At 57.1% G+C, this 25,089-nt stretch carries 25 protein-coding genes and 1 tRNA gene; 8 read left to right on the forward strand and 18 right to left on the reverse strand.

Annotated elements, in window-relative coordinates; all coding sequences use genetic code 11:
• The first annotated feature begins 262 nt into the window (after positions 1–262).
• A complete protein-coding gene (locus HUV26_RS15145) occupies positions 263–475 on the forward strand; it encodes a hypothetical protein (protein ID WP_174410978.1) in 213 nt (70 codons plus the stop codon).
• Between the two features lie 45 nt (positions 476–520).
• Here HUV26_RS15145 and hysD read toward each other — a convergent pair whose 3' ends face one another.
• From hysD to HUV26_RS15235, 18 genes are all read right to left on the reverse strand, one after another.
• On the reverse strand, positions 521–1,012 hold the full coding sequence (gene hysD, locus HUV26_RS15150) for a NiFeSe hydrogenase maturation protease (protein ID WP_174410979.1): 492 nt from the start codon (positions 1,010–1,012) through the stop codon (positions 521–523).
• Positions 1,013–1,369: 357 nt separating this feature from the next.
• Positions 1,370–2,842, reverse strand: a complete 1,473-nt coding sequence (gene hysA / locus HUV26_RS15155) for a NiFeSe hydrogenase large subunit HysA (protein WP_174410980.1) — start codon at positions 2,840–2,842, stop codon at positions 1,370–1,372.
• A 38-nt stretch (positions 2,843–2,880) separates the two neighbouring features.
• Positions 2,881–3,834, reverse strand: coding sequence for a NiFeSe hydrogenase small subunit (gene hysB, locus HUV26_RS15160; RefSeq protein ID WP_174410981.1), 954 nt, complete (start codon positions 3,832–3,834; stop codon positions 2,881–2,883).
• Between the two features lie 437 nt (positions 3,835–4,271).
• Complete coding sequence (gene rho, locus HUV26_RS15165) at positions 4,272–5,558, reverse strand: transcription termination factor Rho (protein ID WP_205245162.1); 1,287 nt, start codon at positions 5,556–5,558, stop codon at positions 4,272–4,274.
• 429 nt (positions 5,559–5,987) lie between these two features.
• Positions 5,988–6,503, reverse strand: a complete 516-nt coding sequence (locus HUV26_RS15170; protein WP_174410982.1) for a CarD family transcriptional regulator — start codon at positions 6,501–6,503, stop codon at positions 5,988–5,990.
• Positions 6,504–6,602: 99 nt separating this feature from the next.
• On the reverse strand, positions 6,603–7,211 hold the full coding sequence (gene pth, locus HUV26_RS15175; protein ID WP_174410983.1) for an aminoacyl-tRNA hydrolase: 609 nt from the start codon (positions 7,209–7,211) through the stop codon (positions 6,603–6,605).
• 128 nt (positions 7,212–7,339) lie between these two features.
• Entirely contained in the window at positions 7,340–7,945 is a 606-nt protein-coding gene (locus HUV26_RS15180; RefSeq protein WP_174410984.1) for a 50S ribosomal protein L25, read from the reverse strand.
• Positions 7,946–8,000: 55 nt separating this feature from the next.
• Positions 8,001–8,939, reverse strand: a complete 939-nt coding sequence (locus tag HUV26_RS15185; RefSeq protein WP_174410985.1) for a ribose-phosphate diphosphokinase — start codon at positions 8,937–8,939, stop codon at positions 8,001–8,003.
• 51 nt (positions 8,940–8,990) lie between these two features.
• Positions 8,991–9,066: transfer RNA gene (locus HUV26_RS15190), tRNA-Gln, on the reverse strand.
• 4 nt (positions 9,067–9,070) lie between these two features.
• Entirely contained in the window at positions 9,071–9,991 is a 921-nt protein-coding gene (gene ispE, locus HUV26_RS15195; RefSeq protein WP_174410986.1) for a 4-(cytidine 5'-diphospho)-2-C-methyl-D-erythritol kinase, read from the reverse strand.
• Between the two features lie 10 nt (positions 9,992–10,001).
• Complete coding sequence (gene hslV, locus HUV26_RS15200) at positions 10,002–10,541, reverse strand: ATP-dependent protease subunit HslV (RefSeq protein ID WP_174410987.1); 540 nt, start codon at positions 10,539–10,541, stop codon at positions 10,002–10,004.
• Positions 10,542–10,553: 12 nt separating this feature from the next.
• A complete protein-coding gene (locus HUV26_RS15205; RefSeq protein ID WP_174410988.1) occupies positions 10,554–12,038 on the reverse strand; it encodes a beta-barrel assembly-enhancing protease in 1,485 nt (494 codons plus the stop codon).
• Positions 12,039–12,046: 8 nt separating this feature from the next.
• Entirely contained in the window at positions 12,047–13,504 is a 1,458-nt protein-coding gene (gene cysS, locus HUV26_RS15210; RefSeq protein WP_174410989.1) for a cysteine--tRNA ligase, read from the reverse strand.
• 9 nt (positions 13,505–13,513) lie between these two features.
• Positions 13,514–13,948 carry a ribose 5-phosphate isomerase B gene (gene rpiB, locus HUV26_RS15215; RefSeq protein ID WP_174410990.1) on the reverse strand — a complete coding sequence of 145 codons (435 nt, stop codon included), beginning with the start codon at positions 13,946–13,948 and terminating at the stop codon, positions 13,514–13,516.
• Positions 13,949–13,999: 51 nt separating this feature from the next.
• Positions 14,000–14,359, reverse strand: coding sequence for a hypothetical protein (locus HUV26_RS15220; RefSeq protein WP_174410991.1), 360 nt, complete (start codon positions 14,357–14,359; stop codon positions 14,000–14,002).
• A gap of 32 nt (positions 14,360–14,391) precedes the next feature.
• On the reverse strand, positions 14,392–15,201 hold the full coding sequence (locus HUV26_RS15225; protein ID WP_174410992.1) for a hypothetical protein: 810 nt from the start codon (positions 15,199–15,201) through the stop codon (positions 14,392–14,394).
• A 91-nt stretch (positions 15,202–15,292) separates the two neighbouring features.
• Positions 15,293–17,029, reverse strand: coding sequence for a tetratricopeptide repeat protein (locus HUV26_RS15230; RefSeq protein ID WP_174410993.1), 1,737 nt, complete (start codon positions 17,027–17,029; stop codon positions 15,293–15,295).
• A 20-nt stretch (positions 17,030–17,049) separates the two neighbouring features.
• Positions 17,050–18,111, reverse strand: a complete 1,062-nt coding sequence (locus tag HUV26_RS15235; protein WP_174410994.1) for a sigma-70 family RNA polymerase sigma factor — start codon at positions 18,109–18,111, stop codon at positions 17,050–17,052.
• A gap of 206 nt (positions 18,112–18,317) precedes the next feature.
• On the opposite strand from HUV26_RS15235, the gene HUV26_RS15240 reads away from it, so the two are divergent.
• From HUV26_RS15240 to HUV26_RS15270, 7 genes are all read left to right on the forward strand, one after another.
• Entirely contained in the window at positions 18,318–20,735 is a 2,418-nt protein-coding gene (locus HUV26_RS15240; RefSeq protein WP_174410995.1) for a homocysteine S-methyltransferase family protein, read from the forward strand.
• 12 nt (positions 20,736–20,747) lie between these two features.
• On the forward strand, positions 20,748–21,287 hold the full coding sequence (locus HUV26_RS15245; RefSeq protein ID WP_174410996.1) for a TlpA family protein disulfide reductase: 540 nt from the start codon (positions 20,748–20,750) through the stop codon (positions 21,285–21,287).
• On the forward strand, positions 21,288–21,755 hold the full coding sequence (locus HUV26_RS15250; protein ID WP_174410997.1) for an N-acetyltransferase: 468 nt from the start codon (positions 21,288–21,290) through the stop codon (positions 21,753–21,755).
• A 23-nt stretch (positions 21,756–21,778) separates the two neighbouring features.
• Positions 21,779–22,306 carry a hypoxanthine phosphoribosyltransferase gene (hpt, locus tag HUV26_RS15255; protein ID WP_174410998.1) on the forward strand — a complete coding sequence of 176 codons (528 nt, stop codon included), beginning with the start codon at positions 21,779–21,781 and terminating at the stop codon, positions 22,304–22,306.
• A 44-nt stretch (positions 22,307–22,350) separates the two neighbouring features.
• On the forward strand, positions 22,351–23,136 hold the full coding sequence (locus HUV26_RS15260) for a DUF3426 domain-containing protein (protein ID WP_174410999.1): 786 nt from the start codon (positions 22,351–22,353) through the stop codon (positions 23,134–23,136).
• A 12-nt stretch (positions 23,137–23,148) separates the two neighbouring features.
• Complete coding sequence (radA, locus tag HUV26_RS15265) at positions 23,149–24,489, forward strand: DNA repair protein RadA (RefSeq protein ID WP_174411000.1); 1,341 nt, start codon at positions 23,149–23,151, stop codon at positions 24,487–24,489.
• A 96-nt stretch (positions 24,490–24,585) separates the two neighbouring features.
• A complete protein-coding gene (locus tag HUV26_RS15270; protein WP_174411001.1) occupies positions 24,586–25,026 on the forward strand; it encodes an FxLYD domain-containing protein in 441 nt (146 codons plus the stop codon).
• Positions 25,027–25,089 lie beyond the last annotated feature (63 nt).

A 25,089-nucleotide genomic window follows, 5' to 3' on the forward strand; every position in this document is an offset into this window, starting at 1 on the left:
AAAAATGTATTCGCTTTTTCGATGGAGTGAGAAACAGTTTCATGCTCGTGCGTAACACATTGAATGAATGAACAGTCGTTGTTGCCAGTAGTCACCTGCAAAGGTATACAAAGGGCGAACGCAGTAAAGACGCATGCACTTGTGTGCAAGTCTTTGTAGTCAGTGCGGTGATGGGCAAATGCGGTGCGCGGCAGAGCATCATTGCACCCAGTTGCGCTCTCAGCGACGGGGTTGGATCAGACTTGAAACCGGAAAATGCTGATTGCCTGAACAGGGGGCCGAAGGGCATATCTATGCTGCGGTGTCTATAGAAAAGTGCGCCTGGTTGGGCGTAGGTGTGGATGAACCAAGAAGCGCCCCGGATTTTTTTATGCCGGAGCGCTTCAAAAAGCTCGTGCGGGGAAAAGCCGCTGATAAAAAGGGTGAAGAAAAACAGAAGCAAAGCCGGACATACACCATCAAGAAAAAATCTTGATGTTCTCCAGACCATTTCCTTGCGAATACGTAGGGTGCGTAACTGTCAGGGGTTGTTACGCATCTCGCTGACAATACGGGCAATTTCCTTCCGGGCCAGTTCCAGAAACGTATCAAAGCGTTCTTGGCAGGGCACAGAAAGGCCAATGTTCCATGTGGTTATATCCTGCGGCTCCATGCCCAGAATTTCCATGCGGGGGCGTGAGCCGTTCTTCAGTTCGCACATCTTCAGCGAGTCCAGCATGTCAATATCGTGTATGGAAATACGCTGGCTTTCGTTGGAAACAAGGTCATTCTCGGTAAGCGTGTACAGCGTGCCGGGCTCGTGCCCACCGTGGATGACATCCAGCACCAGCAGCCTGTCATATCCTTCAAAAAGATAGAAGATATCCTGTGTAAAGGTGCCACCTTCCATGATGGTCACTTCCGGCGGCCAGGTTTCTTTCTGCAAAGCCTCAGCGGCAAAAACGCCTACGCCATCGTCTGTGAGCAGGCTGTTGCCTATGCCCAGAACAAGCAGTTTCTTCGGTGTGGACATGCTTTGAATCCGGTAACGTTTGAGTGGTTGTATGAAACAGCAGGGCAGCGGGTAAGGGCAAGCGTATGTTGTGCTTTGCACAATGCATGTCCTTATGCACCTGCCAACGGCATTCCGCAGGAAGAATACCGGCAGTACGCCCCGCACCGCAAGCGGATATTCTGCACGCCGGGGCAGGCATGCCTGCCCCGGTTTGGCAGAAGGTAACGCACCGCATTGCTGCAGGCGGTTCCACTAAAAAAGAGGGCCGGAATGCCCGGCCCTCTTCAGTATGGCGGTATCTATGTCAAGTTACTTGCACTCAACAACGGAAACCTTGCCGGTCTCTGCGTGCATCACGTGCACGGCACAGCCCAGTCACGGGTCAAAGGCGCGGATAAGCCGCGCCACGTTTACCGGGTTTTCAATGTCCGGTACGGGAATGCCGATGAGCGCTTCTTCCACGGGACCACGCTGCCCCTTATCGTCGCGGGGGTTGCAGTTCCACAGGGTGGCGGAAACGATCTGGTAGTTGTCAATCTTCTTGTCCTTGATGCTCAGGAAGTGCAGCAGGGAGCCGCGGGGGGCTTCGGTGAAGCCGGTACCCACGCCGGTGTCCGGAATTTCGGGCTTAACGTAGGTTTCTTCGCCGGGCTTAACTTCCTTCAGCCAGGATTCGATGAAGTCGAGCATGTACCACGTTTCTTCCGCACGGGCCACATGGCGACCCATAAGGGAGAAGGCAGCGTCTTCACCAAGGTCGCGGAAGCGCTTGGCGTCCAGACCAAAGTGCTCCTTGAGCGCCTTCTGGCCGATGGGCGACAGCGGCGGGTTCTCAATCCACATACGGGCGAGGGGGCCCACTTCGCAGGCAACACCGTTGTAACGGGGAGCCTTGACGAAGGAGTAGGCACCTTCCTTATGGGGGTTGGGCTTGGTCTGCCCCTTGGAGTAATGCAGACCGGTGGTGCTGTCGTCAAACCAGGAGTACTTCACGTCTTCGTGAATCTGGGCCGGATCAAGTGCATGATCCTGTCCGTTGTAGTATACGCCGGGCTTAAGCATGAACTCTGTCATGGCATCGTTCAGGGGGAACACGCCGTAAGCGATGCATGCGCGGTGTCCCTGGCCCACAGCAAACAGGTCCTTGTACTGGGAACCCACCAGATATACGACAGGCAGGTATTTTTCGATAACGAACTTCTTCACCAGATCAAAACGCGCAGCATATTCTATGAGGCGTTCCTTGGTGGGAATTTCGGATGAACCGCCGGCAACAATACCCTGAACATGGGGCATCTTGCCGCCGAACATGGCTACCATTTCATGGCAGACCTGGCGCACGGTAAGGGCTTCCACGTACTGGTCAACAGCAGCGGCGTTGACAGCGGCAAGGCCCTTGTTACGGTCTGTCAGCAGGTCGGAGTTTTTGTAGCGCGGCACAAAGGGGGCGCTGTCCGGGCCCTGCACAAAGTCCTGCGCAGCCAGATGGTAGAAGTGCAGAATGTGAGACTGCAGGTAGTTGGCACCAAAGATAAGGTTACGGGTAATGCGTCCGTTGGTGGTCACCTTGGTGTCCATGGCAGCATCCTGCGCCATAACGGATGCGGTGGCGTGCGCAGTGGGGCATACGCCGCAGATGCGCTGAACGATCTGGGAAGAGTCGCGCGGATCGCGTCCGCGCAGAATGGTTTCAAATCCGCGGAACATACCGCCGGAAAGCTTGGCATCGACAACCTTGCCACCCTCAACCACCACCTCGGCTTTGAGGTGGCCTTCGATACGGGTAACCGGATCGATGTGCAGCGTGGTCTTGCCGGTTGCGCCAGCAACGCGCTTACAAGAAGACATATGATTCCTCCTTCAAACAATGAAAGACAAGGGTGCGACTACATTTCGTAGAAAGGCGACTTACCATCAGGGAAGTCCGGTTCCACGCAGCCGATGCACACGGCGTTGTCGATGCACCAGTTAATGCCGTTGTTCCACTTGCGCTTGTAGCAGTCTGCCATGGTGCTCGGGCCTTTACAGCCCACTTCCATGCGGCAGCCGTCCTTGTCGCTCAGTGTTTTACACATCTTGTCATCATCGAAAGCAGGCAGGTACGGACAGTTGTCATGGATGTTCTCGCCGAAGAAGGGCGTGGGACGTCCCTCGCTGTCGAGAAGCTTCACCACTTCGCCCAGACCGGCAGCAAGGCCGTGGGTCTTGATGGCTTCCAGGGCAACAACCACGGTTCCCACAATCCAGTCGGGGTGGGGCGGGCAGCCGGGAATGTTCACTACGGGCGTGGCAATGCCTTCCTGAGCAAAGAAGTCGCGAACCGACATGGCGCCGGTTTCGCTGCCTTCCGCAGCAGGAATACCGCCGTAGGCGGCGCAGGTGCCAAGGGCAAGAACGGCGGCAGCCTTGGGTGCCAGGTCCTTCATGGCCTGCACCATGGAGATTTCCTTGTGGTGCGCTTCACCAATGATGCAGTACTTGCCGTCTGCGGCAACAGGAATGGAGCCTTCAACCGCGAGGAAGAAGCCACCCTTGTATTCTTCGGCAATCTTGTACATGTGCTCCATGGCGGGTTCGCCTTCCCACGCCATAACGGTGGGGTGATACTCCAGACTGATCACATCAAGAAGCAGATCCTTGATATGCGGGTTTACGGAGTTCAGCAAAGATACTGAACATCCGGTGCAGCCTGAGCCCTGAACCCACAGCACGGGGGGGCGGCTGCCATTAAGCGAGCCGGAAATGGCTTCACAGACACTGGGGTGGAACATCTGGGAAATTCCCATTCCAGCCACCGTGCCTGTGCACAGTTTAACAAAGTCACGCCTGCTGAGACTCATCCCTGCCTCCTTACCTTTTTGGCGTTTTGAAAAAACCCCTCAGCTATAAACACCCTATAGCTTTGTGAAATACCTATTGATAGCTACAATCCTTTTTAATGTTGTGTCAATGGATTACAAATGTTTTCGACCAGAATCGATAGAGAAAAGTTATCGTATCACAGCTCAAAAAGTGTTTGGGTACACAGTTCTTTGTACGAGTGTGTGAATCGTGAGGAAAGAACAACCTGAAAAACTGTGCAATTTTACGCTCGGCAGCCAGATGTAGCCGGGGCAAGATGTGGATTGTGCAATCAATCAATAAAAGAGGGGGGTGAGGGGGCATCCGAAGACATTTGCAAAGCAGCGGACAAGGCGAAGAGGTTGCATATGAAAAAGCCTGCCCCGATAGTGCACGGAGCAGGCTTTTTGTATTGTATTATCAGAAGGTGTGGTGACTACTTGTTCATCGCCATGAAGAACTCGGCATTACTCTTTGTGCCACGCATCTTTCCAAGCAGGAATTCCATGCTGTCGATGGAGGACATGGGCGAAAGTATTTTGCGGAGAATCCACACGCGGTTGAGCGTTTCCTCGTCCAGCAGCAGGTCTTCTTTGCGGGTGCCCGTGCGGTTTATGTCTATGGCGGGGAAGACGCGCTTGTCGGCTAGGTGGCGGTCCAGATAGATATCCAGGTTGCCGGTGCCCTTGAATTCTTCGAAGATGACTTCATCCATGCGTGAGCCGGTGTCTATCAGCGCGGTGGCAATGATGGTCAGGCTGCCACCTTCCTCAAGGTTGCGCGCAGCACCGAAGAAGCGTTTGGGGCGTTGCAGTGCGTTGGCATCCAGACCGCCGGAAAGCACGCGGCCGGAAGAGGGGGTAACAGCGTTGTAGGCGCGGCCCAAACGGGTGATGGAGTCCAGAAGAATCACAACATCCCGTCCGCGTTCCACAAGTCGCTTGGCCTTTTCCTGAACCATTTCAGCAACCTGAACGTGGCGCTGCGGCGGTTCGTCAAAGGTGGAGCTTACCACTTCCGCGTTTTTGACCGTGCGCTCCATGTCCGTCACTTCCTCGGGACGTTCGTCAATGAGGAGGATGATGAGGTAAACGTCCGGGTTGTTGGCGTTTATGGAGTTGGCAAGAGATTGCAGAATCATGGTCTTGCCGGTGCGCGGCGGTGCCACGATAAGGCCGCGCTGTCCGCAGCCGATGGGGGCCATAAGGTCAATGACGCGCCCGGAGTTGTTGTCCTGCCCCGTTTCCATCTTGAGTTGCCGCAGGGGGTAGATGGGGGTTAGGTTGTCGAAAAGAACCAGATTCTTGGAGCGCTCCGGCGGCTCAAAGCCTATCTCGGTCACGCGCAGCAGGGCGAAATAGCGTTCCCCTTCCTTGGGCGGACGTATGTGGCCGGAAACCACATCGCCTTTGCGCAGGCCAAATCGGCGGATCTGGGAAGGAGAGACATAGATGTCGTCCGGGCCGGGCATGTAGCTGTACATGGGGGAGCGCAGAAACCCGAACCCATCGGGAAGAATTTCCAGCACGCCATCGCCCGAAATGGCTCCGTTCTGCGCCGCACAGCGCTGGAGCAAGGCGAAAATCAGCTCCTGCTTGCGTAGGTTGCTGGGGTTCTCAACCTGATACTGGTCCGCAAGCTCCATGAGCTCGGCTGCGGATTTGAGCTTAAGCTCCGAAAGATTGAGCCCGCCTTCGCCGTTCACATCAGGGGTGACAGCCATATCCAGATCGGCGTCATCATACATGTCCGCTTTTCGATTCTGGTGCTGGGAAGGTTTGGACTTGGAGTCGCCCTTGTTGGAAGAGGGGGATTGTTTGCGTTTTCTCTGAGCAGGCTTGGACTGTCCTCGCGGGCGCTGTGGGGACTCCTGCCTGTTATCATCAACGTCTTTCTTTGTAGCCATAAGGACTCAGATGCGTTGGAGGGTGATGTTTCGGATGTATGTGCGCATGCAAAGCAGAATGGAATCCTGCTAGCCTGAAATGAATGGATGATACTAGGAAATTCTGTCTGTGCATCTGCCGATGCACGGCAGGAAGGACACCGGACGCTTGTAGCGGGGAAATGTCATGACGGCGCATGCAGTAAACCCCAAGCTTGTCCGGGAAAAAACCTAGCCTATTGCAACGTGGAAAGCAACTGGAAACCGCTAATTTTTTTCCTGCGCCTCAAGCACATCGGCAAACATGGCTTCAATCTCAGACTGCACGGCCGCCTGTTCCCGGTCAAGGGCATGGGCCAGTTCCAGCGTTATGAGTCCCATGGCCTGTTCCAGAAGCCTTCTTTCACCAAAAGAAAGCTCCTTATCCTTGCCTATGAGCAGCAGTTCCTTAAGCACGTAAGCCACATCGGCAAGCTCGCCGCTTTTCAGCTTTTCGGAATACTCTCTATAGCGGCGGTTCCAGTTCTGGCCGGTGTACCCGGTAAAGTCGGAACGGTCAGCAAGGCTTTGCAGGATGGAGTTTCCCTTCTCTGCGGAACATACAGCCCGCAGACCCACGTTGGTGGCGTTTTTCACGGGCACCATGAGGGTAACGTTGTTGCTCAGGATGCGTACAATGTAGAACTCGGCTGCGGCAGACCCACCTATGGTCTGGCTCTCAACCTTTTCCACTCTGCCCACACCCTGGGCCGGATACACCACTAATTGGTTCGGCACGAACAACTGTCAAACTCCTTGGATACTCCGCACGGTTTTTTAGCGCGAAAAAGAAATATAGCCCAAACCGCCATAAGAGTCCATGTCAATTTGGTAAAGCCGTAATCATACTCCCGCATCAAAGGCGTTAACCATATGAATGGCCTGCGTTGCTCCCTGCTCGGCAAAGCAGAGCATGCCGCGCACTGCGCCGACCATTACTCGTTGAACAGTGGTCCACTCCTGCGGCGAAAAGCGGCTGAGCACGTAGCTTGCGGTGTTGGGATGATCCGGCTTGCCTATACCGAGACGCAGCCGGTGAAAGTCGCGGGTGCCCAAATGTTGTGCTATAGATTTCAGGCCGTTATGACCAGCCAATCCTCCGCCTGTTTTGAACTTCATGCGTCCGAGAGGCAGATCCAGCTCATCATGCACTACAAGCACCTGTTCCGGGTTCAGATTGTAAAATCCGCAGATATGTCCCACGGCATCACCGGAAAGATTCATGTATGTCTGTGGCTTGGCAATGAGCCACGGAGTACGCAGGCCACCGGGAAAACACTTCCAGAGCAGATACTTCTTCTTGCCGGAAGAGAGGGGGGTGCACGCGTCAGGCTGAAAGCGACGCGCATCGTCCATCAGCGCGTCCACAGCCATAAAGCCCATGTTGTGGCGCGTGTTGTCGTATTCTTTGCCGGGGTTGCCCAGTCCTACGATAAGTCCCGCTACCTGCATTCGTGTGCCTCCCCGCCGGATGGAGAATAGTCCTGTAACCCGTTGACCAAGCGCTGTCAGGGCATCCGTTAAAAATAGAAAAACGGCCCCAAGCCATTCGGCAAGGGGCCGCAAAGGATAAGCAAAGCTTACTTTTTCTTCTTCTTGCCGGTTTCTTCAGGGGTTTCTTCGGCAGCAGAGGAACGGCCGGGCACAACACGCAGGATGACAAAGTCATTGTCGTACACTACGCGCACGCCTTCAGGCAGCTGAAGAGCAGAAGCGAAAACGGCGTCTTCGATCTGCATTTCAGTAACGTCCACAGTAATGAAGGGGGGCAGCAGTTCGGGCTTGCCGACAATGGTTACGGTGTCACGGTAATCTTCCAGACGACCGCCAGCCTTAACACCCTTGGAGGCGCCAACCTGCTTGATCTCAACCTTTACGGAAACTTCCTTGTCAAGGTCCACACCGTAGAAGTCGATATGCTGCACGCGGCTTTTGAAGGGGTGCATTTCCACCTTCCACAGCATGCAGGGCTTGCTCTCGCCTTCGATATCCAGATTGAAGACGGTGGTCTTGCCCACGCTCTTATACAGCTTTGCGAAGGGGAGCACTTCCGTTTCCACGGGAATGTTTTCACCGGTGGGGCTGTAGAAGATGCCGGGGATAAGGCCATTCTCGCGCAGGCGGCGGTTTGCGCCCTTGCCCAGACCTTCGCGCTTTTTGACGGGGTAGGTAATTCTTTCGGACATGAGTTACTCCTTTGGGTTCCACCGCGAGGTGTTTCACTCGCTACGGATGAACATGCTAAACGAATAGCACGCTTACGGACGATTCCGTATGTATGTTATGAATGGAGCGGGCCAGCAGGCTGGCTATGGAAAGTACGGTAATCTTGTCACAGTGCTCAAGCTTATCGCCTAGAGGCACGGTGTCTGTTACCAGAACCTTGGAAAATGCGGAATTATTCAAGCGTTCTATGGCGGGGCCGGAGAGAACGGGGTGGGTGGCGCAGGCCATAACTTCCTTGGCACCGTTTTCCATGAGCACCCTTGCGGCTGCCACCATGGTACCTGCGGTGTCGATCATGTCGTCCACCACAACGGCCACCTTGCCCTTCACGTCACCAATGACATGCATGGCCTGAGCCTGATTGGGCTGGTCGCGGCGCTTGTCGATGATGGCAAGCCCTGCGTTCAGCCGCTTGGCAAAGGCACGGGCGCGTTCAACCCCACCTGCGTCGGGAGAAACCATCACGATGTCGCCCTGAATGTCGCGCAGGTAGTCAAGGATGACGGGCGCGGCATACAGGTTGTCCACCGGAGTGTTGAAGAATCCTTGAATTTGTCCTGCGTGCAGATCAACCGTAACCAGCCGGTGCATACCGGCAGTGGTGAGGAAGTCCGCCACAACCTTGGCGCTTATGGGCGCTCTGGGTACAACTTTGCGGTCCTGTCGTGCGTAGCCGTAGTAGGGCACAACGGCAGTCACGCGGCCCACGCTGGCGCGCTTAAGCGCGTCGAGCATAAGGCAGAGCTGCATAAGGTTGTAGTTAACGGGTGCGCAGGTGGACTGAACAACGAAAACGTCATCGCCGCGGACATTGGCCCCGATTTCAATGCGTATCTCGCCGTCGCTAAATGTCTCGCAGACAGCAGGAGTGAGCTGGCAGCCCAGATGGTTGCATATGGCCTTAGCCAGTTCCGGATTGGATGAGCCAGTGAGTATCTTCAAGTCGCCGTGCATGATTTTCAGGTCCGGGCTTGAGGTAAGTAACTCACCTGTAAATGGAGTAAATGGCTGGGGCGGAAGGACTCGAACCCTCGAATGACGGGACCAAAACCCGTTGCCTTACCAACTTGGCGACACCCCAACATCTACAGGTGGTGGATGTAGGTCCGCACGCCTTCTTTTTCCAGAAGTGCTGCGGCCTGCATTGCCTTTTCCATCTCTCTGTACAGGCCGAAGAGGCTTGCGCCACTTCCACTCATCAACGCAACGGCGGCACCATGCCTGATGAGTGATTCCTTATACGCCCGCAGCTTCGGAAAGGCTGCAAATACCACCGACTCAAAGCTGTTAAAAAGCCACAAGGCACGAGAGAAGGGCCTTGTAAACGTATGGGCGGAATATGTCAACCGCTCCGCTTCGCCTGCGGGAAGGATTTTTCCGGGATTCTGCCTATCCCACGCGCCATATGCCCATGGTGTGGAAACACGTTCAGGCGGACAGGCCAGAAGCAGGGTGAACCCGCTCAGGTTCACGGGGTGTGGAGTCAGCTTTTCGCCAATGCCGGTTGCCCGTGCCGGAACATTGCGCAGAAAAAAAGGCACATCCGCCCCGATGCGCGCCGCAAGCATTGCCATCTGTTGCTCAGATAACGCTGCAGGGCCGGAGGTGGATGCTTCGTTCATACCGTTCGTCGCATGCCGGTTCAAATAGTCGAGAAACACCGCTGCATCAGAGCTGCCTCCCCCCAGACCCGCTCCGTCCGGAATGCCTTTGAACAGCCGCACCTGCAGGTCCGGGGCATGCCCGGTCATCTCGGCAAACAGCCGCCACGTTTTGTGCAGAATGTTGTCCTCCGTGCACAGATCGGCCCGGTCACATTCCAGTACAAGGCCAGCCCCTGCCGTTGCAGGCGCAATTTCCAGCCTGTCGCAGGGAAAGGGCAGGGGGTGGAACAACGTATCGAGCTCGTGGTAGCCGTCCGGGCGAACCCCTATGATGTGGAGGGAGAGATTTATCTTGCATCCGGCCGTGAGAATGACCGGGGGGTGCTGTGATGTTGATGACATGCCTTAACGCCTACCGGGAAATGGTTTCCACCGTGAGATTGGCGTTGGTGAAAACGCATATTTCTCCTGCGATCTCCATGGACTTGCGGCAGATATCTTCAGCCGAAAGCTCCGTGTTGCGGGAAAGGGCACGCGCGGCGGAAAGAGCATACGCACCGCCGCTGCCTATGGCGGCAAGGCCGTCATCCGGCTCAATGACATCCCCCGTGCCGCTGACAATCAGAATGTGCTCCGCGTCCGCCACAATGAGCATGGCTTCAAGCCTGCGCAGGTATTTATCCTTGCGCCAGTCCTTGGCCATCTCCACACTGGCACGCAAAAGATTGCCCGCAAACTCTTCCAGCTTGGCCTCAAACCGTTCAAACAGGGTAAAGGCATCGGCCGTTGCTCCGGCAAAACCCGCGATAATGCGGTCCCTGTAGATACGTCGCACCTTGCGGGCGGTGTGCTTCATGACAATGCTCTGGCCAAGCGTTACCTGCCCGTCACCCGCCATGGACACTCCGTTGGCGTCCTTCACCGCAAGAATCGTGGTTCCCCTGAGTTGCATGTATGCTCCGTACTAATCCTTGTTCCAGAACTCAGCCCGCTCGGCGTGGCGCAGGTCAAACCGTTCCAGCGCTTCCTTGTCTTCCGGGGTGGCCGCGTTGCTGCGTGCAAGGCCTAAATGGTATTGTGTTTTCTTTTTATCGTTCTTGTACAGGGCACTGTATGCAAGGTGCAGGTGCGCCTTGAACAGTCGCCTGTTCTGTCCGAGAAGCCGCCCGTAGTAATAGTGAATTTCAGGGTCTTCAGGCAGGTGCACAAGCATTTCTTCAAAGTAGTTCGCAGCGCCGTTTATGTCGCCCTTGTCGCCCAGAAGTCGTGCGTAATAGAAAAACGCCATGAAGTCGCGCGGGTTAAGCAGAATGGCTTTTTGCAGCAGGCTGCCCGCCCGGTTCAGGTCTCCTTTAAGATAGTGGAAGGTGCCCGCCTCGCGGGAGATAAGATGGTCACGCGGGCCGCATGTCAGAGCCCTTTCAAAGGAATCCGCCGCCTCTGTCACCCGGTTCAGCCGCGAAAGCGTAATGCCCCGGCCCATCAGGCTTATGCAGTCCTGCTGGGTATCGGTATTGTCAAAATGCAGCAGAGCCACTTTGGGGTCTGTGTAACGGGCGCGTATGAGCGTCTGTATGCGCCTGAAGCGGCTGTTGTCTTCCGTGCGTGCGCGGATTTCTTCCGGCAGGGCGCGTATGCGGTCAGAAAGATACTGCAGACGCTCGTCAATATCCGGGTGGGTGCTCAGATAGGCGGGCATGGTGGAGCCCATCTGCCAGCGCCGTTTACGGATGGCTTCAAATCCGCCGAGCATGCCCTGCGGAGGATACCCGCCGCCCACCAGATAGATAAGTCCCATCTGGTCCGCGTCGCGTTCATCCTGTCGGCTGTAGTTGAGCATGGCCGTCTGAGCCGCCGCGATGGATCCCACGGCAAGCCCGCCCTGCATGTTGCTGTCGCCTCCCAGCAGAATCCCTGCCAGAGCACCCGCAAGACCAAGCAGTTGCGTCTTCTTCGCTTTGGCAAGGCGGCTGGCAATATGCTGCTGGGTAATGTGCGCCAGTTCGTGCGCCAGAATACCTGCAAGGTCCGACTCATTTTCCAGATTGAGCAGCATGCCGGTGTTTATGAACAGGTAGCCGCCGGGAACGGCAAAGGCGTTCATGGAGTTGTCCAGCAGAACGCTGGCCTCAAACGTGTAGGGATGTGGCCGCATGGAGGCTTTCAGCCGGTCAATAATCTCGGCGATGTAGTTGACCACCTCCGGGTCTTCAATGATAGGCATGCGCGATTTGATCAGCACGCTGAACTTGCGGCCCAGTTCCATCTCGTCTTTGAGGGTGAAGTCGCCAAACAGGTCGCGGATATCCGCATTGCCGGACTGCACCGGCATAAGCAGTGTTGCGCACACCAAAGTCAGGCACAGCAAAAGCCGTCCGCAACGGCGCGCGCAGAACCCAAGGGCGGTGCGGCGTGCTGCGGACACGGTTCCGGCGGACGGCTTGTTCATTTGGTTTCCTACAGCACATCCCATGCGGGACCGGCGGGAGTATCCCGCACGTCCACACCCAGAGCGGCCAGTTTATCACGCAGGGTGTCAGAAAGGGCAAAGTCCTTTGCCTTCCGGGCTTCCTGCCGCTGCTGTATCAGGTCTTCCACATGGGAAGGAACAATGCCTTTGCGGGCAGCCCTGCACAGCTTCAGTTCATCAAGAAAGGCGCGCGCGTCCGTTCCGAACAGACCGAGCACGGTATTCCACGATGCAAATTCATCCAGAGCTTTCTGGAAAAGAGCACTCGCTCCCTGACACTTGCGCAGGTTCTTGTCCTCGGCCACACGATTCAGCAGTCTGACCAGTCCGAATACATGGCCCAGTGCACCGGCGGTATTCATATCGTCTTCCATGGCGGCATGCCATGCGGTCACATGCTGGTCAAACTCCTCCGTCATTTCGGCGGGCAGTTCCGCACCGGTCCACTTGTCGCGGGCCAGTTCCTCGTGCAGCAGGGCCTTGGTTTCATAGATGCGCTTGAGATTCTTCTCTGCCTCCTCCATCACGTCAAAGCTGAAGTCGATGGGACTGCGGTAGTGCTTTGTGAGAAGGAAAAACCGAAGCGTTTCAGGAAGGTATCGCTCAAGAATGTCGCGTATGGTTTTAAAGTTGCCGAGCGACTTGGACATCTTTTCCGAATCCACCTGCACAAACCCGTTGTGCACCCAGTAGCGGGCCATGTGCTTGTCCGTTGCCGCTTCCGTCTGGGCGATTTCATTTTCGTGGTGCGGGAAGATAAGGTCCAGACCGCCTCCATGAATATCAAGCGGCAGCGGCATGTGCTTTTCGCTCATGGCAGAGCATTCAATATGCCATCCGGGACGTCCCGCACCCCACGGGCTTTGCCAGTGCGGCTCGCCCGGCTTGGCGCTTTTCCACAGCGCAAAATCCAGCGGGTCTTCCTTTTCCTCGCCGGGGGCAACCCTCGCGCCGGAACGCATTTCGTCAACATCCCGACCGGAAAGCTTGCCGTATTCCGGGAAGGCGCGCACACGAAAGTACACGTCTCCGGAAGCGGTGGCATAGGCCTTGCCCTTGGCAATCAGGTCCTCGCACAGGGCAATCATCTCGCCTATATGCTCTGTGCATCTGGGTTCTATGTCCGCCCGCAGCACATTCAGCCTGTCCATGTCTTCATAGAAGGTGCGTATGTACTTTTCCGCCACCTCCGTGCTGGAAATGCCTTCCTGATTGGCGCGGACGATAATCTTGTCGTCCACGTCCGTGAAATTGCGGGCAAAGGTCACGTCCAGCCCCTTGCTGCGCAGGTAGCGGACCAGAACGTCAAAAACCACGGCGGAACGGGCGTGACCTATATGGCAGAGGTCGTATGCGGTTATGCCGCACACGTACATGTTCACTTTGCCGGGTACGGCGGGAACAAATTCCTCTTTTTTGCGGGTAAGGGTATTGTAGAGTTGCATCGGGCGTTCTCAGTTTCCTTCAAAGATATCGATTCGTCGCTGGTGGCGGCCCCCCTCAAAGGGGGTTTCCAGAAAAATGCGGGCAAGTTCCATGGCAACGCCGGGGCCGGTCACGCGCTCGCCAAGGCAGAGCACGTTGGCGTTGTTGTGCTGGCGGGTGGCCCGGGCATGGAATTCGTTTGTGCACAGGGCGGCGCGTATACCCGGCTGCCTGTTGGCTGCCATGGACATGCCTATGCCTGTGCCGCAGATAAGAATGCCGGGAACCTCTTCCGCCAGCACCATATCGCACACCTTGCGGGCAAAGACGGGGTAGTCGCAGCTCTGGGCCGATTCGGGACCGGCATCGGAAACGGTGTATCCGAGTGACTCAAGGTGCCGCACGAGCACTTCCTTGAGTGCAAAACCCGCGTGGTCCGAGCCGATGATCACTTTCTTGGACATGGAATTACCTCTGTATGGGCGGTGGGCCGTCTTCCCGGCAGGAAGTTCCGACTAGTCGCGGTTGTTGTGGGGCGCACGTTCCCGTGCCCTGTTGGCAGCATCTTCCTGTTCCGAGCGCAGACGCAGAATTTCGTCCTGCAGAAACTGCACCTGCCGGGCGGAGCGGATCATATCAAAAGAAGGCGGCACGGCTTCTTCACCGGAGGCGGCAAGATGTTCGGCAGTATGCCTGCCAAGCGCAGCGCATTCTTCGTCCAGCCGTCTTTGCAACTGGCGCAGTTCAAAGGCTCTGCCTGCTCCCACGAGCAACAGTCTCATCTCTCCCAGCCATACCTGAAATCCTATGCGCAGGTTGCGCAGAATAGTGGTTTCCGGCTGTACCCCGGCGTGTTGGTTATTTTCTGTAGTCATTGCATCCTCCGGTAAACCGGGGCTTGATGATGTCAGTTGCGCGGCAGGGGCTTGATGTGCGTTCCTGCAGGAATGTCCACCGCCAACTGAGCGTCGGAGAAGGGCGTTTCCGGCCATGCCCGTTCCCGTATGAGCAGGATGGCGTTCTTGTCTTCTCCCATCTGGATGGTGAAGCGGCGGGGCAGGGCCTCCGGCGTGTCATACCCGGCAATGGTCAGCGCCATGCGGTTGGTTCCTTTGCCTGCCACCCACTCTTCTGGCTGACCGGCAGCGTTCAGCCGCAATACGCTGCCGTGGCCGTCTCTGGAAGTGGCGGGAAGAGTATAGGCAAAGCCGCCTCCGGGGGCAATGGCAACCGAGGAGTATTCCCCAGGTATTACGCGGTCAAACCTGCCTGTCATCAGATTGCCCAGATCGCGGATGCCGAATGGCACAGGCAGACCAAAGCGGAGCAGCACGTTCCCGGTGTCGTTGTTCACATAGGCCTTCTGTCCGCGGGGGTCATAAGCGACAAAGGAATGGCTGTCCTGCCGTATAAGGGCAAGGGTCTGGCCCACACCGGCCTCAATGTCTATGCGCATGGGATCCAGCCCGTTGCCCCATGCCCGCAGCACGAGGCGGTGGCCGGAGTCCGGCGTCGAGTAGCGCAGCGATGCGCCGATGAGGAAGGGCGCTTCGGAGTTTCTGCTTTTGGCGGTGTGCAGATACTGCAGCCAAAGGGCGTGCGCTGTCTCACGCACGGCAGGGTCCTGAATGGCCTCCGGCGGCAACGTCTGCCGCGTGGCACAGCCGGAGAGTGCGGCCAGTGCCAGCAGGAGCACGGCGGAGAGAAGAATGGGCATGCGTCGCGGCGTCGCACTCTGTCCGTTTCCGTGGCACGAACAGGAGAAATGCGGCAGAAGCGCGTGAAGCCTCCGTGCTATGGGCATGGTACTATTTTTCCTGAAGTTTCTTCTTGATTTCATCGGCATTTCCCGGGTTCATCTTCAAAGCTTCCCGGTATCCCTTACGGGCTTCTGCCTTCCGGCCCATGGCCTTGGCAATATCGCCATAGTGTTCCCATATGGTGGGGTCTTCCACGCCAAGCGAGAGACAGCGGTTAATGGCTTCCCATGCCTCTTCCAGATTACCCAGCCGGTAATGTACCCAGGCAAGGGAATCCACAATGTACGCCTTGTCCGGTTCCTGCTTGAGCGCAGTCTCAATGAGCACAAGGGCGCGCTCAAGGTTCAGTCCCTTGTCCGCCAGTGTGTATCCCACGTAATTCAGGGCCTGCGGATTTTCCGGGTCTATGGTGATAACCCGCTCCATGGTCTGAAAGGCTCGCTCCTTGTCCCCGGCAAGGTCGTAAATTGACCCCTTGGAGAAAAGCAGTTCCGGGTCATCGGACCATCGGGCAAGGGCCTCATCCAGAGTGGCGTGGGCCTCGTCAAACAATTGCATGGAGGCGAGCATGTCCACTTCCATGTCCCAGAATTCTCTGTCGCCGGGGTCAGAGGTCCGTCCCTGCGTCACTATCTGCAACGCTTCGTCCTTGCGGTCCACCTCATAGAGCAGCTGTGCGCGGAAACGGGCACTTTTAGCCCACAGCGGGCTGTGCTCCGGTATGTTCTCCAGCAGATCCACGGCCCGTGCAAAATCCTTGTCCACCGAAAAGGCTATGAGTGCGAGATGAAAAAAGACCTCGGCGGGCGGATTGTTCTGGTCGGCAAGCGGTTCGAGCAGCTCCCTGGCGTGTTCGTTGAATCCTTCCTCCATGAACGCTGTTGCCGCCTGCAGATGAAAACCCGTCTCTTCCGGCCCGTTCTTGGCTATGGAAAGTGCTTTGTCGGGCCTGTTCAGCTTTATGTTCAGGGCAATGAGCCGCAGCCACACTTCCTGCCCTGCCTGACCAAGCTCGATGATGCGCTCATAGGTCTTTTCCGCAGCGACGTAGTCCTTCATCACCTCATACAGAAAAGCCAGTTCAGCCCAAGCCTCCACAAAGTCGCTGTTGGATTTTACAGCGGCCTTTAGTTCGCGCTCAGCATCCCTGAATTTCTTAAGGTTAATGTAGGCGCGCGACAGGTAGTACCGGGTAAGCGGGCCGGAACGGATGGCAGATGGTGCGGCCAGAAGGTCCGCCGCTTCGGCGAAACGGTCATGGGCCAGAAGTACCTGTCCCAGATGCAGCCGGGCGTCGGCCGATTCGGGGTTGCGGGTTATGAGGTCCCGCAAAATCCCCACCGCCTCGTCAATGCGGTTTTCTTCCAGATAGGTTTCCGCCAGCAGCACTGTCAGATCAAAGTGGTCAGGAAATTTCTCCAGCCCCATTTTGGCTATGTCGCGGGCAAGGGTAATCTCCTTGCGCAGTCCGTAAAAGCGCGCAGCATCCAGAAATACCGGAACACCGGGGTCCAGTTGCAGCAACTGCCCGATAGCCCTTCCGCCGGCGCGCAGATCGTTGTTGCGGGCCGCCTCGTCCAGCATGAGGTAGTAGTAAACCTGCGCGGCTTCAGGCGTCATGGTCAGCTTCTGACCGGAATCGGGAGGAGCCGCCTGTGTTTCAGGCTCCGCAGGCTTAGGCGACATGGTCGGCTGGCGAACGCATGCGGTCGCCGCAAGGCTCAGGCAGATCAATGCGCATGCGGCGGTGTTGCGCATCAGGCGTGAAGAGGAGCGTGCTGTCATGGGGGAGGTGTCCCTCGGACTTAACGGTTGATCCATTCCTTGGAAAAATCCTTAATCTCCCGGAACAGGTGGTCCCGGATTTTCTGGAGCAGGCGGGCCTCAATCTGTCGGACCCGCTCCCTCGTAATGTCATATTTCTCGCCAATTTCCCGGAGCGTGACGGGGTCTTCAGAGAGCAGCCGCCCGTGCAGTATTTCCAATTCCTTGTCATTGAGCAAGGGCTCAATGGTCTTGAGGTGTTCCCTGAGCATAGTGCTTAATTCGTTGTTGGCAAGCACATCTTCCACTCCGGGCCCAAGAGCGGGCAGAAAGTCCATACGGGTAGCCGTAGAGCCTTCGTCGCCCACAGGAATGTCCAGCGACATGTCGTTGCTGTTCAGCCGCTGCTCCATTTCCACGATCTGCTCTTCAGAAACGTTCAGCTTTTCAGAAAGCATGGCCGAATCGGGCGAAAAGCCCTGCGAAATAAGCCTCTGGCGCTCTTTGTTCAGGTTGTAGAACAGTTTGCGCTGAGCCTGCGTGGTGCCTATCTTCACCAGCCGCCAGTTGTCCATGATGAATTTAAGGATATAGGCCTTTATCCAGAAGGAGGCATAGTAGGAAAATTTAATGCCCTTTTCGGGATCGAACTTGTGCACTGCGCGCATAAGTCCCACGTTGCCTTCCTGCACCAGGTCAAGCACGTTCTGCATCCAGCGGCGTTGGAAATCCATGGCTATTTTTACGACAAGACGCAGATGCGAAGAGACAAGACGGAAGGCGGCGTCCTGATCACCTTCGTCCAGAACCTTGCGTGCAAGCTGAAACTCCTCGTCCGGCTTGAGCAGCGGAAATTTGCTGATTTCACGCAGGTACAGGTGCAGCGAGTCCTTGGAAGAAGCCTTGTCCGGCGAGAGTGCGAACGGAACAGGGGCGAGTGAGCTTTCCAGGTCGATGGTTACGTCATCGTCCAGGTCGATGAAATCCTCGTCAAGCTCCAGCGATTCGTCCTCATCCTCTTCAGGGCCGTCCAGTACCTCAACCTCGGTTTCTTCGTGTTCCGGGAGTATATCTTTTTTCTGGGAATTCTTGGATTTGGTCATTGTTTCGTCTTGTTGGAAATCTCGGATGCTTTGGCCGGACGCCGAACGCGATAGGCATAACATATGAATGGTATAGTTTTCGTTTGTCCTTTTCAATGTTTTTCAGTAGACCGGATCGGGCAATGATCATGATGGGTTCCCGACTGGCGCGCGTTGCCGCCGGAGAACGGGGTAACGATACTACGCTTTTTGCCGAGGGATAGCACGTGCTTGATTTCAGACGGGCCTTACACGAAGGGCGTTTTCTGTTTTTTGACGGTGGTATGGGAACCATGCTGCAGGCAAGGGGCTTGCCTGCGGGCGTGAGCCCGGAAATGTGGTGTCTGTCCAACCCGGATGTGCTTAAGGGTATCCATCTGGACTACGCCCGCGCCGGGGCCGATGTACTCACCACAAACACCTTTGGCGGCACCCGCTACAAAATGCCTGCGGGAACGGATATCGTCGGGTTCAACCGCGCCATGGCCCACGCCGCGCGCCGCGCTGCGCAGGAGGCTGGCCGTCCGGTGTTCGTGGCGGGCAGTGTCGGGCCCACAGGGCATTTCCTCAGGCCGCTCGGCGATGTGGACTTCCATGAACTGGTGGATGCCTTCAAGGAACAGATGCGCGGTCTGGTGGAAGGCGGGGTGGACCTCATCCTTCTGGAAACCCACTTTGACATCGCGGAACTGCGCGCCGCCGTTGTTGCCGCACGCGAGGTCTGCGACCTGCCCGTGGGCGCGTCCATGACCTTTGAAAACGGCGTAAGCCTTACGGGCAGCGCGCCGGACGTGTTCGTGGAAACGGCGGTCAACATGGGAGTGGACCTTGTGGCCACCAACTGCAGCGCCGGCCCCGAGCAGATGGTCGCCGTGGTGGAACACATGCTGGCTGTCTCTTCCGTCCCCGTGCTGGTCATGCCTAACGCCGGACTGCCGGAACTGGATGCGGCGGGCAACACTGTCTTCAGGCTCAACCCGGCATCCTTTGCGGAGCAGACCAGACGCTTTGCGGAAATGGGCGTGCGCTGTATGGGCGGATGCTGCGGCACCACGCCGGATCATATCGCCGCGCTCAAGCAGGCCGTTGCGGATGTGCCGTGTCAGCCCGTGCGTGCGCCGCAGGCGGGAATGGCGGTCACATCCCGCGCTGCGCTGGTCCATTTCGGCGAGCGGCATCCCGTGCGCATCATCGGCGAGCGCATTAACCCCACGGGCAAGAAGCAGCTTATCGCGGAATTGCAGAACGGCCAGTTCACCACCTGCATGATGTTCGTACAGGAACAGGTCGATTGTCATGCGCCGCTGCTGGACGTGAACGTGGGCGCACCCATGGTGGATGAAACAGTGCTCCTGCCGGAACTTGTGGGCCGCATTGTTTCACAGTATCCCGTGCCGCTGGTGCTGGACACCTCGAACATGGACGCTCTGGAAAACGCTCTCGCCATGTATCCCGCTTCGCCCCTTGTGAACTCCATCAGCGGCGAACCGGGGCGCTTGGAGCGGCTCGGCCCGCTCTGCCGCAAGTTCGGCGCGCCGTTCATCCTGCTGCCCCTCAAGGGCCGCAAGCTGCCCGTGGCGGCGCCTGAACGTATTGCCATCATAGAAGAACTGCTCGCGCAGGCAGACGCGCTGGGTATTCCGCGCCGTCTCATCATGGTGGACGTGCTGGCGCTGGCGGTTTCTTCCAAGGCAGAGGCCGCCAAGGCGTGTCTGGAAACCATCCGCCATTGCACGCGGGAACTGGGGCTGCCCACTACCATCGGGCTTTCGAACATTTCCTTCGGCCTTCCTGCGCGCGGTCTGCTGAACAGCACCTTCCTCGCCATGGCGGCTGCGGAAGGGCTTTCCTCCTGCATCGCGCACCCCGGCAACGCGCGTATCCGCGAAACGCTTGCCGCAGCAGAAGTACTGCTGGGCCGCGATGCCAACGCCGCTCAGTTCATCGCCGATTATGCGGAATGGAAACCGGGCAACGCCACGGTTGCGGGTGGAGGAGCCGTCTTTACTGGTGCCGCTGCCACCGCATACGAGGCAGTGGTGAAGGGAGACAAGGACAACGTGGTGGAACTGGTCCGCAAGGAGCTGGAAGGGGGCAAAACCGCGTTCGAAGTGGTGAACGGAATGCTCATCCCTGCCATAACCGAAGTGGGCGGAAAATATGAGCGCAAGGAGTACTTCCTGCCTCAACTGCTGCGTTCGGCAGAGACCATGCAGCACGGGTTCGCCTTCCTCAGGCCCATGCTGGAGGAGTCTGGTGAATCAGGCGTAAAACCCACCATAGTCATGGCAACGGTGGAGGGCGATATCCACGATATAGGCAAAAATATCGTCTGCCTCATGCTCGGCAATCACGGTTTCAACGTGGTGGACCTCGGCAAGGACGTGAAGGCGCAGGCCATCGTGGACGCCGCCGAAAAACATGGTGCCGGCATCATCGGCCTTTCCGCCCTCATGACCACCACCATGGTGCGCATGCAGGATACCGTAGACCTTTTGCGCGAGCGTGGACTCGACCACATCAAGGTCATGGTAGGCGGCGCCGTGGTTACACAGGCCTTTGCGGACGCCATAGGAGCCCACGGCTATTCCGTGGACGCCGTTTCCGCAGTACGGATCGCGCAGTCATTTGCCGCTGCACCATAGGAGTGTTTTTTTATGTATCCTACCTATTGTTCAGAAGGCTCTGTGCAGGCCCGCAGGGGACTTTTTTCCCGGTGGGCAACCCTGCTGTGCGCACTTGCGTTTATGCTGGTTCTGGGAGCCGGTTGCGCGCAGGCGGAAAAAGAGGCCGTAACCGCGGTGGAAGAGATTTCAGCCACCGACCTGCTCACCAAAATCCGGGCAGAGCGCGGCAAGGTTGTGGTGGTGAATTTTTTTGCTTCGTGGTGCCCCCCCTGCAAGGTGGAAGTACCGGAGCTTATACGCCTGCGCAATGAAGTCAGCGAGGAACATATGGTGCTGCTCGGCGTTTCCGTAGACGAGAATCCGTCTGAACTGCAGGCCATGGTGGCCCGTGCGGGCTTCAATTATCCCGTTTTCAGAGCCAAGCAGGATCTGCCCCCCGTCTTCAATATCTCCTCCATCCCCCGCCTGCTTATCTACGACACCAGAGGCGCTCTGGTTGTGGACCATGTGGGCGTGGCCGATCAGGCGGCTTTGTCCGCCAAGGTTGATGAACTGAAGAGGAACAACTAGATGGGCAAGCCCTATATCCGCAAGGCCCGCATGCAGGATGTGAAGGCAGTGCACAAGCTGCTCATGGAATGCTCGGGGCAGGGGCTGCTGCTGCCCCGCCCGTTGAACCAGCTATACGGACATCTTCGCGAGTTTTACGTGGTGGACCCTGACGATGGCGGTCCCATACAGGGCTGCTGCGCCCTTGCCATTGTGTGGGACGGTCTTGCAGAGGTCCGTTCCCTTGCGGTGGATGAGCGGCTGAGAGGACAGGGCTTCGGGCGTAAGCTGGTGGAGGCGTGCCTGAGCGAGTCGCTCACGCTGGGTATTTACAAAGTCTTCACTCTCACCTATCAGGACTCCTTTTTCAGGAAAATGGGATTTGCAGAGGTTTCTAAGGATGTGCTACCCCAAAAGGTGTGGGCAGACTGCATCAATTGTCCCAAATTCCCGGAATGTGATGAAATTGCCATGCAGATTGATCTGTAGCATCGCACACGGAGCGTGACGGAATGATAGTCAAGGAATTGAGAGTGGTGTATGACGAGGCAGCGATAGACAGGCGCCTCAATGAGCTTGCCGAGCAGATAAACCACGACTACGCGGAAGAAGAGCTGGTGGTGGTGTGTGTGCTCAAGGGCGCGTTCATGTTTTTTTCCGATCTGGTCAAGCGCATAACTGTGCAGCCGGAAGTGGACTTTGTGCGGTGTGCAAGTTACGGAAAGGGAACAAGCAGCACCAAAACCATATCCTTTACAAAGGATCTCGAGGTTTCCATCGAAGGCAAGCACGTGCTTGTGGTCGAAGATATAGTGGACACCGGGCATACCATGGCGTTTTTGGTGCGCCAGCTTGAGGCGCGCGGAGCCAGAAGCATCAGCATTGCTGCCATCGTGGACAAGTTTGAGCGCCGCGAGGTGGACGTAACCGTCCGGTACCCCGGCTTTACGTTGCAAAAAGGGTTCATTGTCGGATATGGCATGGACTATGCCGAAAAATATCGTGAACTCGGGGCTATTTACGAGGCAATTGTCGAATAGCTGCACCAGAGCAGCAGAGCATTGAGCAGAAAACAGGAATCGCAATGCACGTAACATGTCCGAATTGTTCTACAAAATATAATCTTCCTGATAAGATGTTCAAGCCCGGTGCCAAGGCTCGCTGCACCGTGTGCAAACATCTGTTCCCGCTTGCCGCCCCTGTGCGCGAGATGAAGCCGGAACATGCCCCGCTGAATGATGATTCGCTAGACGATTTGCTGGGCGACAACGATGCCTCATTCAGCATAGACTCCAAGCCCGCGAAAAAGAAGAGTGCCAAGGGCGGAAAAAAGGCCCTCGTGCTGGTACTCCTGCTTCTTGTTCTGGGCGGTGCCGGGGCGGGGGTGTTCTTTTTCAAGCCCGATATTCTGGATAACGCCACGCAGGCACTGGTGCAGGGCAACGCAAGCCCGGAAGATGTGGTGGCTACAGATAACATCAAGCATCTGGCGTTGCGCAACATCCGGCAATACTATCAGCCCAACGAAAAAGTGGGGCAGCTGTTCGTCATAGAAGGAAAGGTGGTGAACAACTTCAACGTTCCCAAGGAACTGGTGAAGGTGGAAGCAACCCTTTTTGATGCCAGCAACGTCACCCTTACCAGCAAGCAGCAGTACGGGGGAGTAACCGTCTCTCTTTTCCAGTTGCAGGTTCTCGGACAGCAGGAACTGGAATCCGCCCTCAACAATAAGATAGAAATCCTCACCAACAACACAAACATCGCTCCCGGGCAGGAAGTGCCCTTCATGGTGGTGTTCTACAATCCTCCCGCCAACGTGGCTGAGTTCGGCGTGAAGGTTATAGAAGCGAAAGACCCGCCCAAAAATTAGCCGGGATTTTTCGTGAAGACCAAAGAGATTTACCACTGTTCATCCTGCGGAGCCTCCTCGCCGCAGTGGCGCGGTCAATGCCCCCGCTGCGGCGAATGGAATACCCTTGAGGCAAAAATTGTCCACAAGGAGCAGGAACGGCGGCGCGCCGCATCCCCTCATGCGTCCGGGGCAAAGATTTTGCCGTTGCGCGAAGTCTCCGAGGAGCGCGAAGAGCCCTTCGCCACGGGCATGCCGCAACTCGACCGCATCCTCGGCAACGGGCTTGTGCCCGGTGCCGCGCTGCTCATCGGTGGCGAGCCGGGCATAGGCAAGTCCACCCTGCTTTTGCAGGTGGCCGGTGCTGTTGCCCATGCGGGCAGAAGGGTGCTCTACCTTTCCGGCGAAGAAACCCTCGCGCAGCTCAAAACCCGTGCGGAAAGGCTGGACGCCCTTGCCGAAAACCTCACCGCCGTGTCCACATCGCGCCTCGATGATGTGCTGCCCGCTCTGGAAGATTCTTCTCCTCCCGACCTGCTTATCGTGGATTCCGTGCAAACCCTCACTTCCGTGCGTGCCGAAGGCATTCCCGGCAGCGTCAGTCAGGTGCGCGCCGTTGCCACGGAGCTTATAGAGGTATGCAAGCGCGTGGGCACCACGCTGTTGTTGGTGGGCCATGTCACCAAGGACGGCCAGCTGGCCGGGCCCAAGCTGCTGGAACACATGGTGGATACCGTCATTTCGCTGGAAGGCGACAGGCGGCAGATGTTCCGCATGCTCCGCGTCTTCAAAAACCGTTTCGGCCCCAATCAGGAGCTGCTGGTTTTTGAAATGGCCCAGCAGGGCATGTGCGTGGTGGACGATCCCTCCACGTATTTTCTGGGAGCGCGCAATCCGGAGCTTTCCGGCACCGCCGTGGTCATGGCGGTGGACGGGCAGCGTCCCTTTGCCGTGGAGGTGCAGGCCCTTGTCAGCCGCAGCTATCTGACCATTCCGCGGCGTACCGGGCTGGGGTTCGACGTCAACCGGCTGCACCTGCTTCTCGCCGTTCTGGAAAAACGGCTGCGTCTCAACTTCGGGCAGGTGGACATCTACGCCAAGGTGGGCGGCGGCATGCGGGTGCAGGACCCCGGCATGGACCTCGCCCTTGTGGCGGCCGTGCTTTCCTCCTTTTATGACATCCCGTTGCCGGAACGGTGCGTCCTGTGGGGAGAGGTGGACCTGAACGGTCAGGTGCGCCCTGTGGCGGGGCACGATATCCGCCTTTCGCAGGCCCGTCGCCTCGGCTATTCCCCCATTTATTGCCCCGGCGGCAACGGCAACGCGCCGGATACCATCCTTTCGTTGCAGGAATCCTTGTTCAGGCGGTCATGAATGCGCAGGGATACCAAGCCTTTCCCCTGTCGCCCGTTTCGCCTGTCCTCACCATCCCGGCCCGCCGCTTTGCTTTGTGTCCTGATCCTCACCGTAATGAGCGGCGGTGTATCGTTGTGTCTGGCAGAAGAAAACACCCTGCACCTGCGGCATGTGCGGCAGTATATGCAGCCCCTGCGTGACGGTCGGCAGGCGGTGGTCATTGAAGGCGAGGTGCTGAACGGCACATCTGCCGCCCTTGATCATGTAGCCGTCACTGTCATCCTGTATGACCGTGACGGCAGTGTCATTGCCTCCCTGCGCAGATTGTGCGGCCATGTGCTTAGTCGCGAACGTCTTTCTGTTATGGATACGCAGGCTGTTGTCGCCGCGTTCGGTTCCGGCGTTTTCCATAAGCCGCCGGCTGCAACCGCAACGGTGTTGCCCCGGCAGTCCGTTCCGTTCATGGTTGTCTTTCCCGATGAAAATATGTTGTATGAATACAGTGTTTCCGCATACCGTATAGATATTGGCGGCAGCAACGTTTCCGCTGAATGATGTTGCCCGCAGATTGTTCTGCGGTGTTCCGCGCGGCCTTTCGTAACCGTACGTAAGTGTTTG

It is taken from the genome of Desulfovibrio psychrotolerans, assembly GCF_013340305.1.
GTDB lineage: Bacteria > Desulfobacterota > Desulfovibrionia > Desulfovibrionales > Desulfovibrionaceae > Halodesulfovibrio > Halodesulfovibrio psychrotolerans.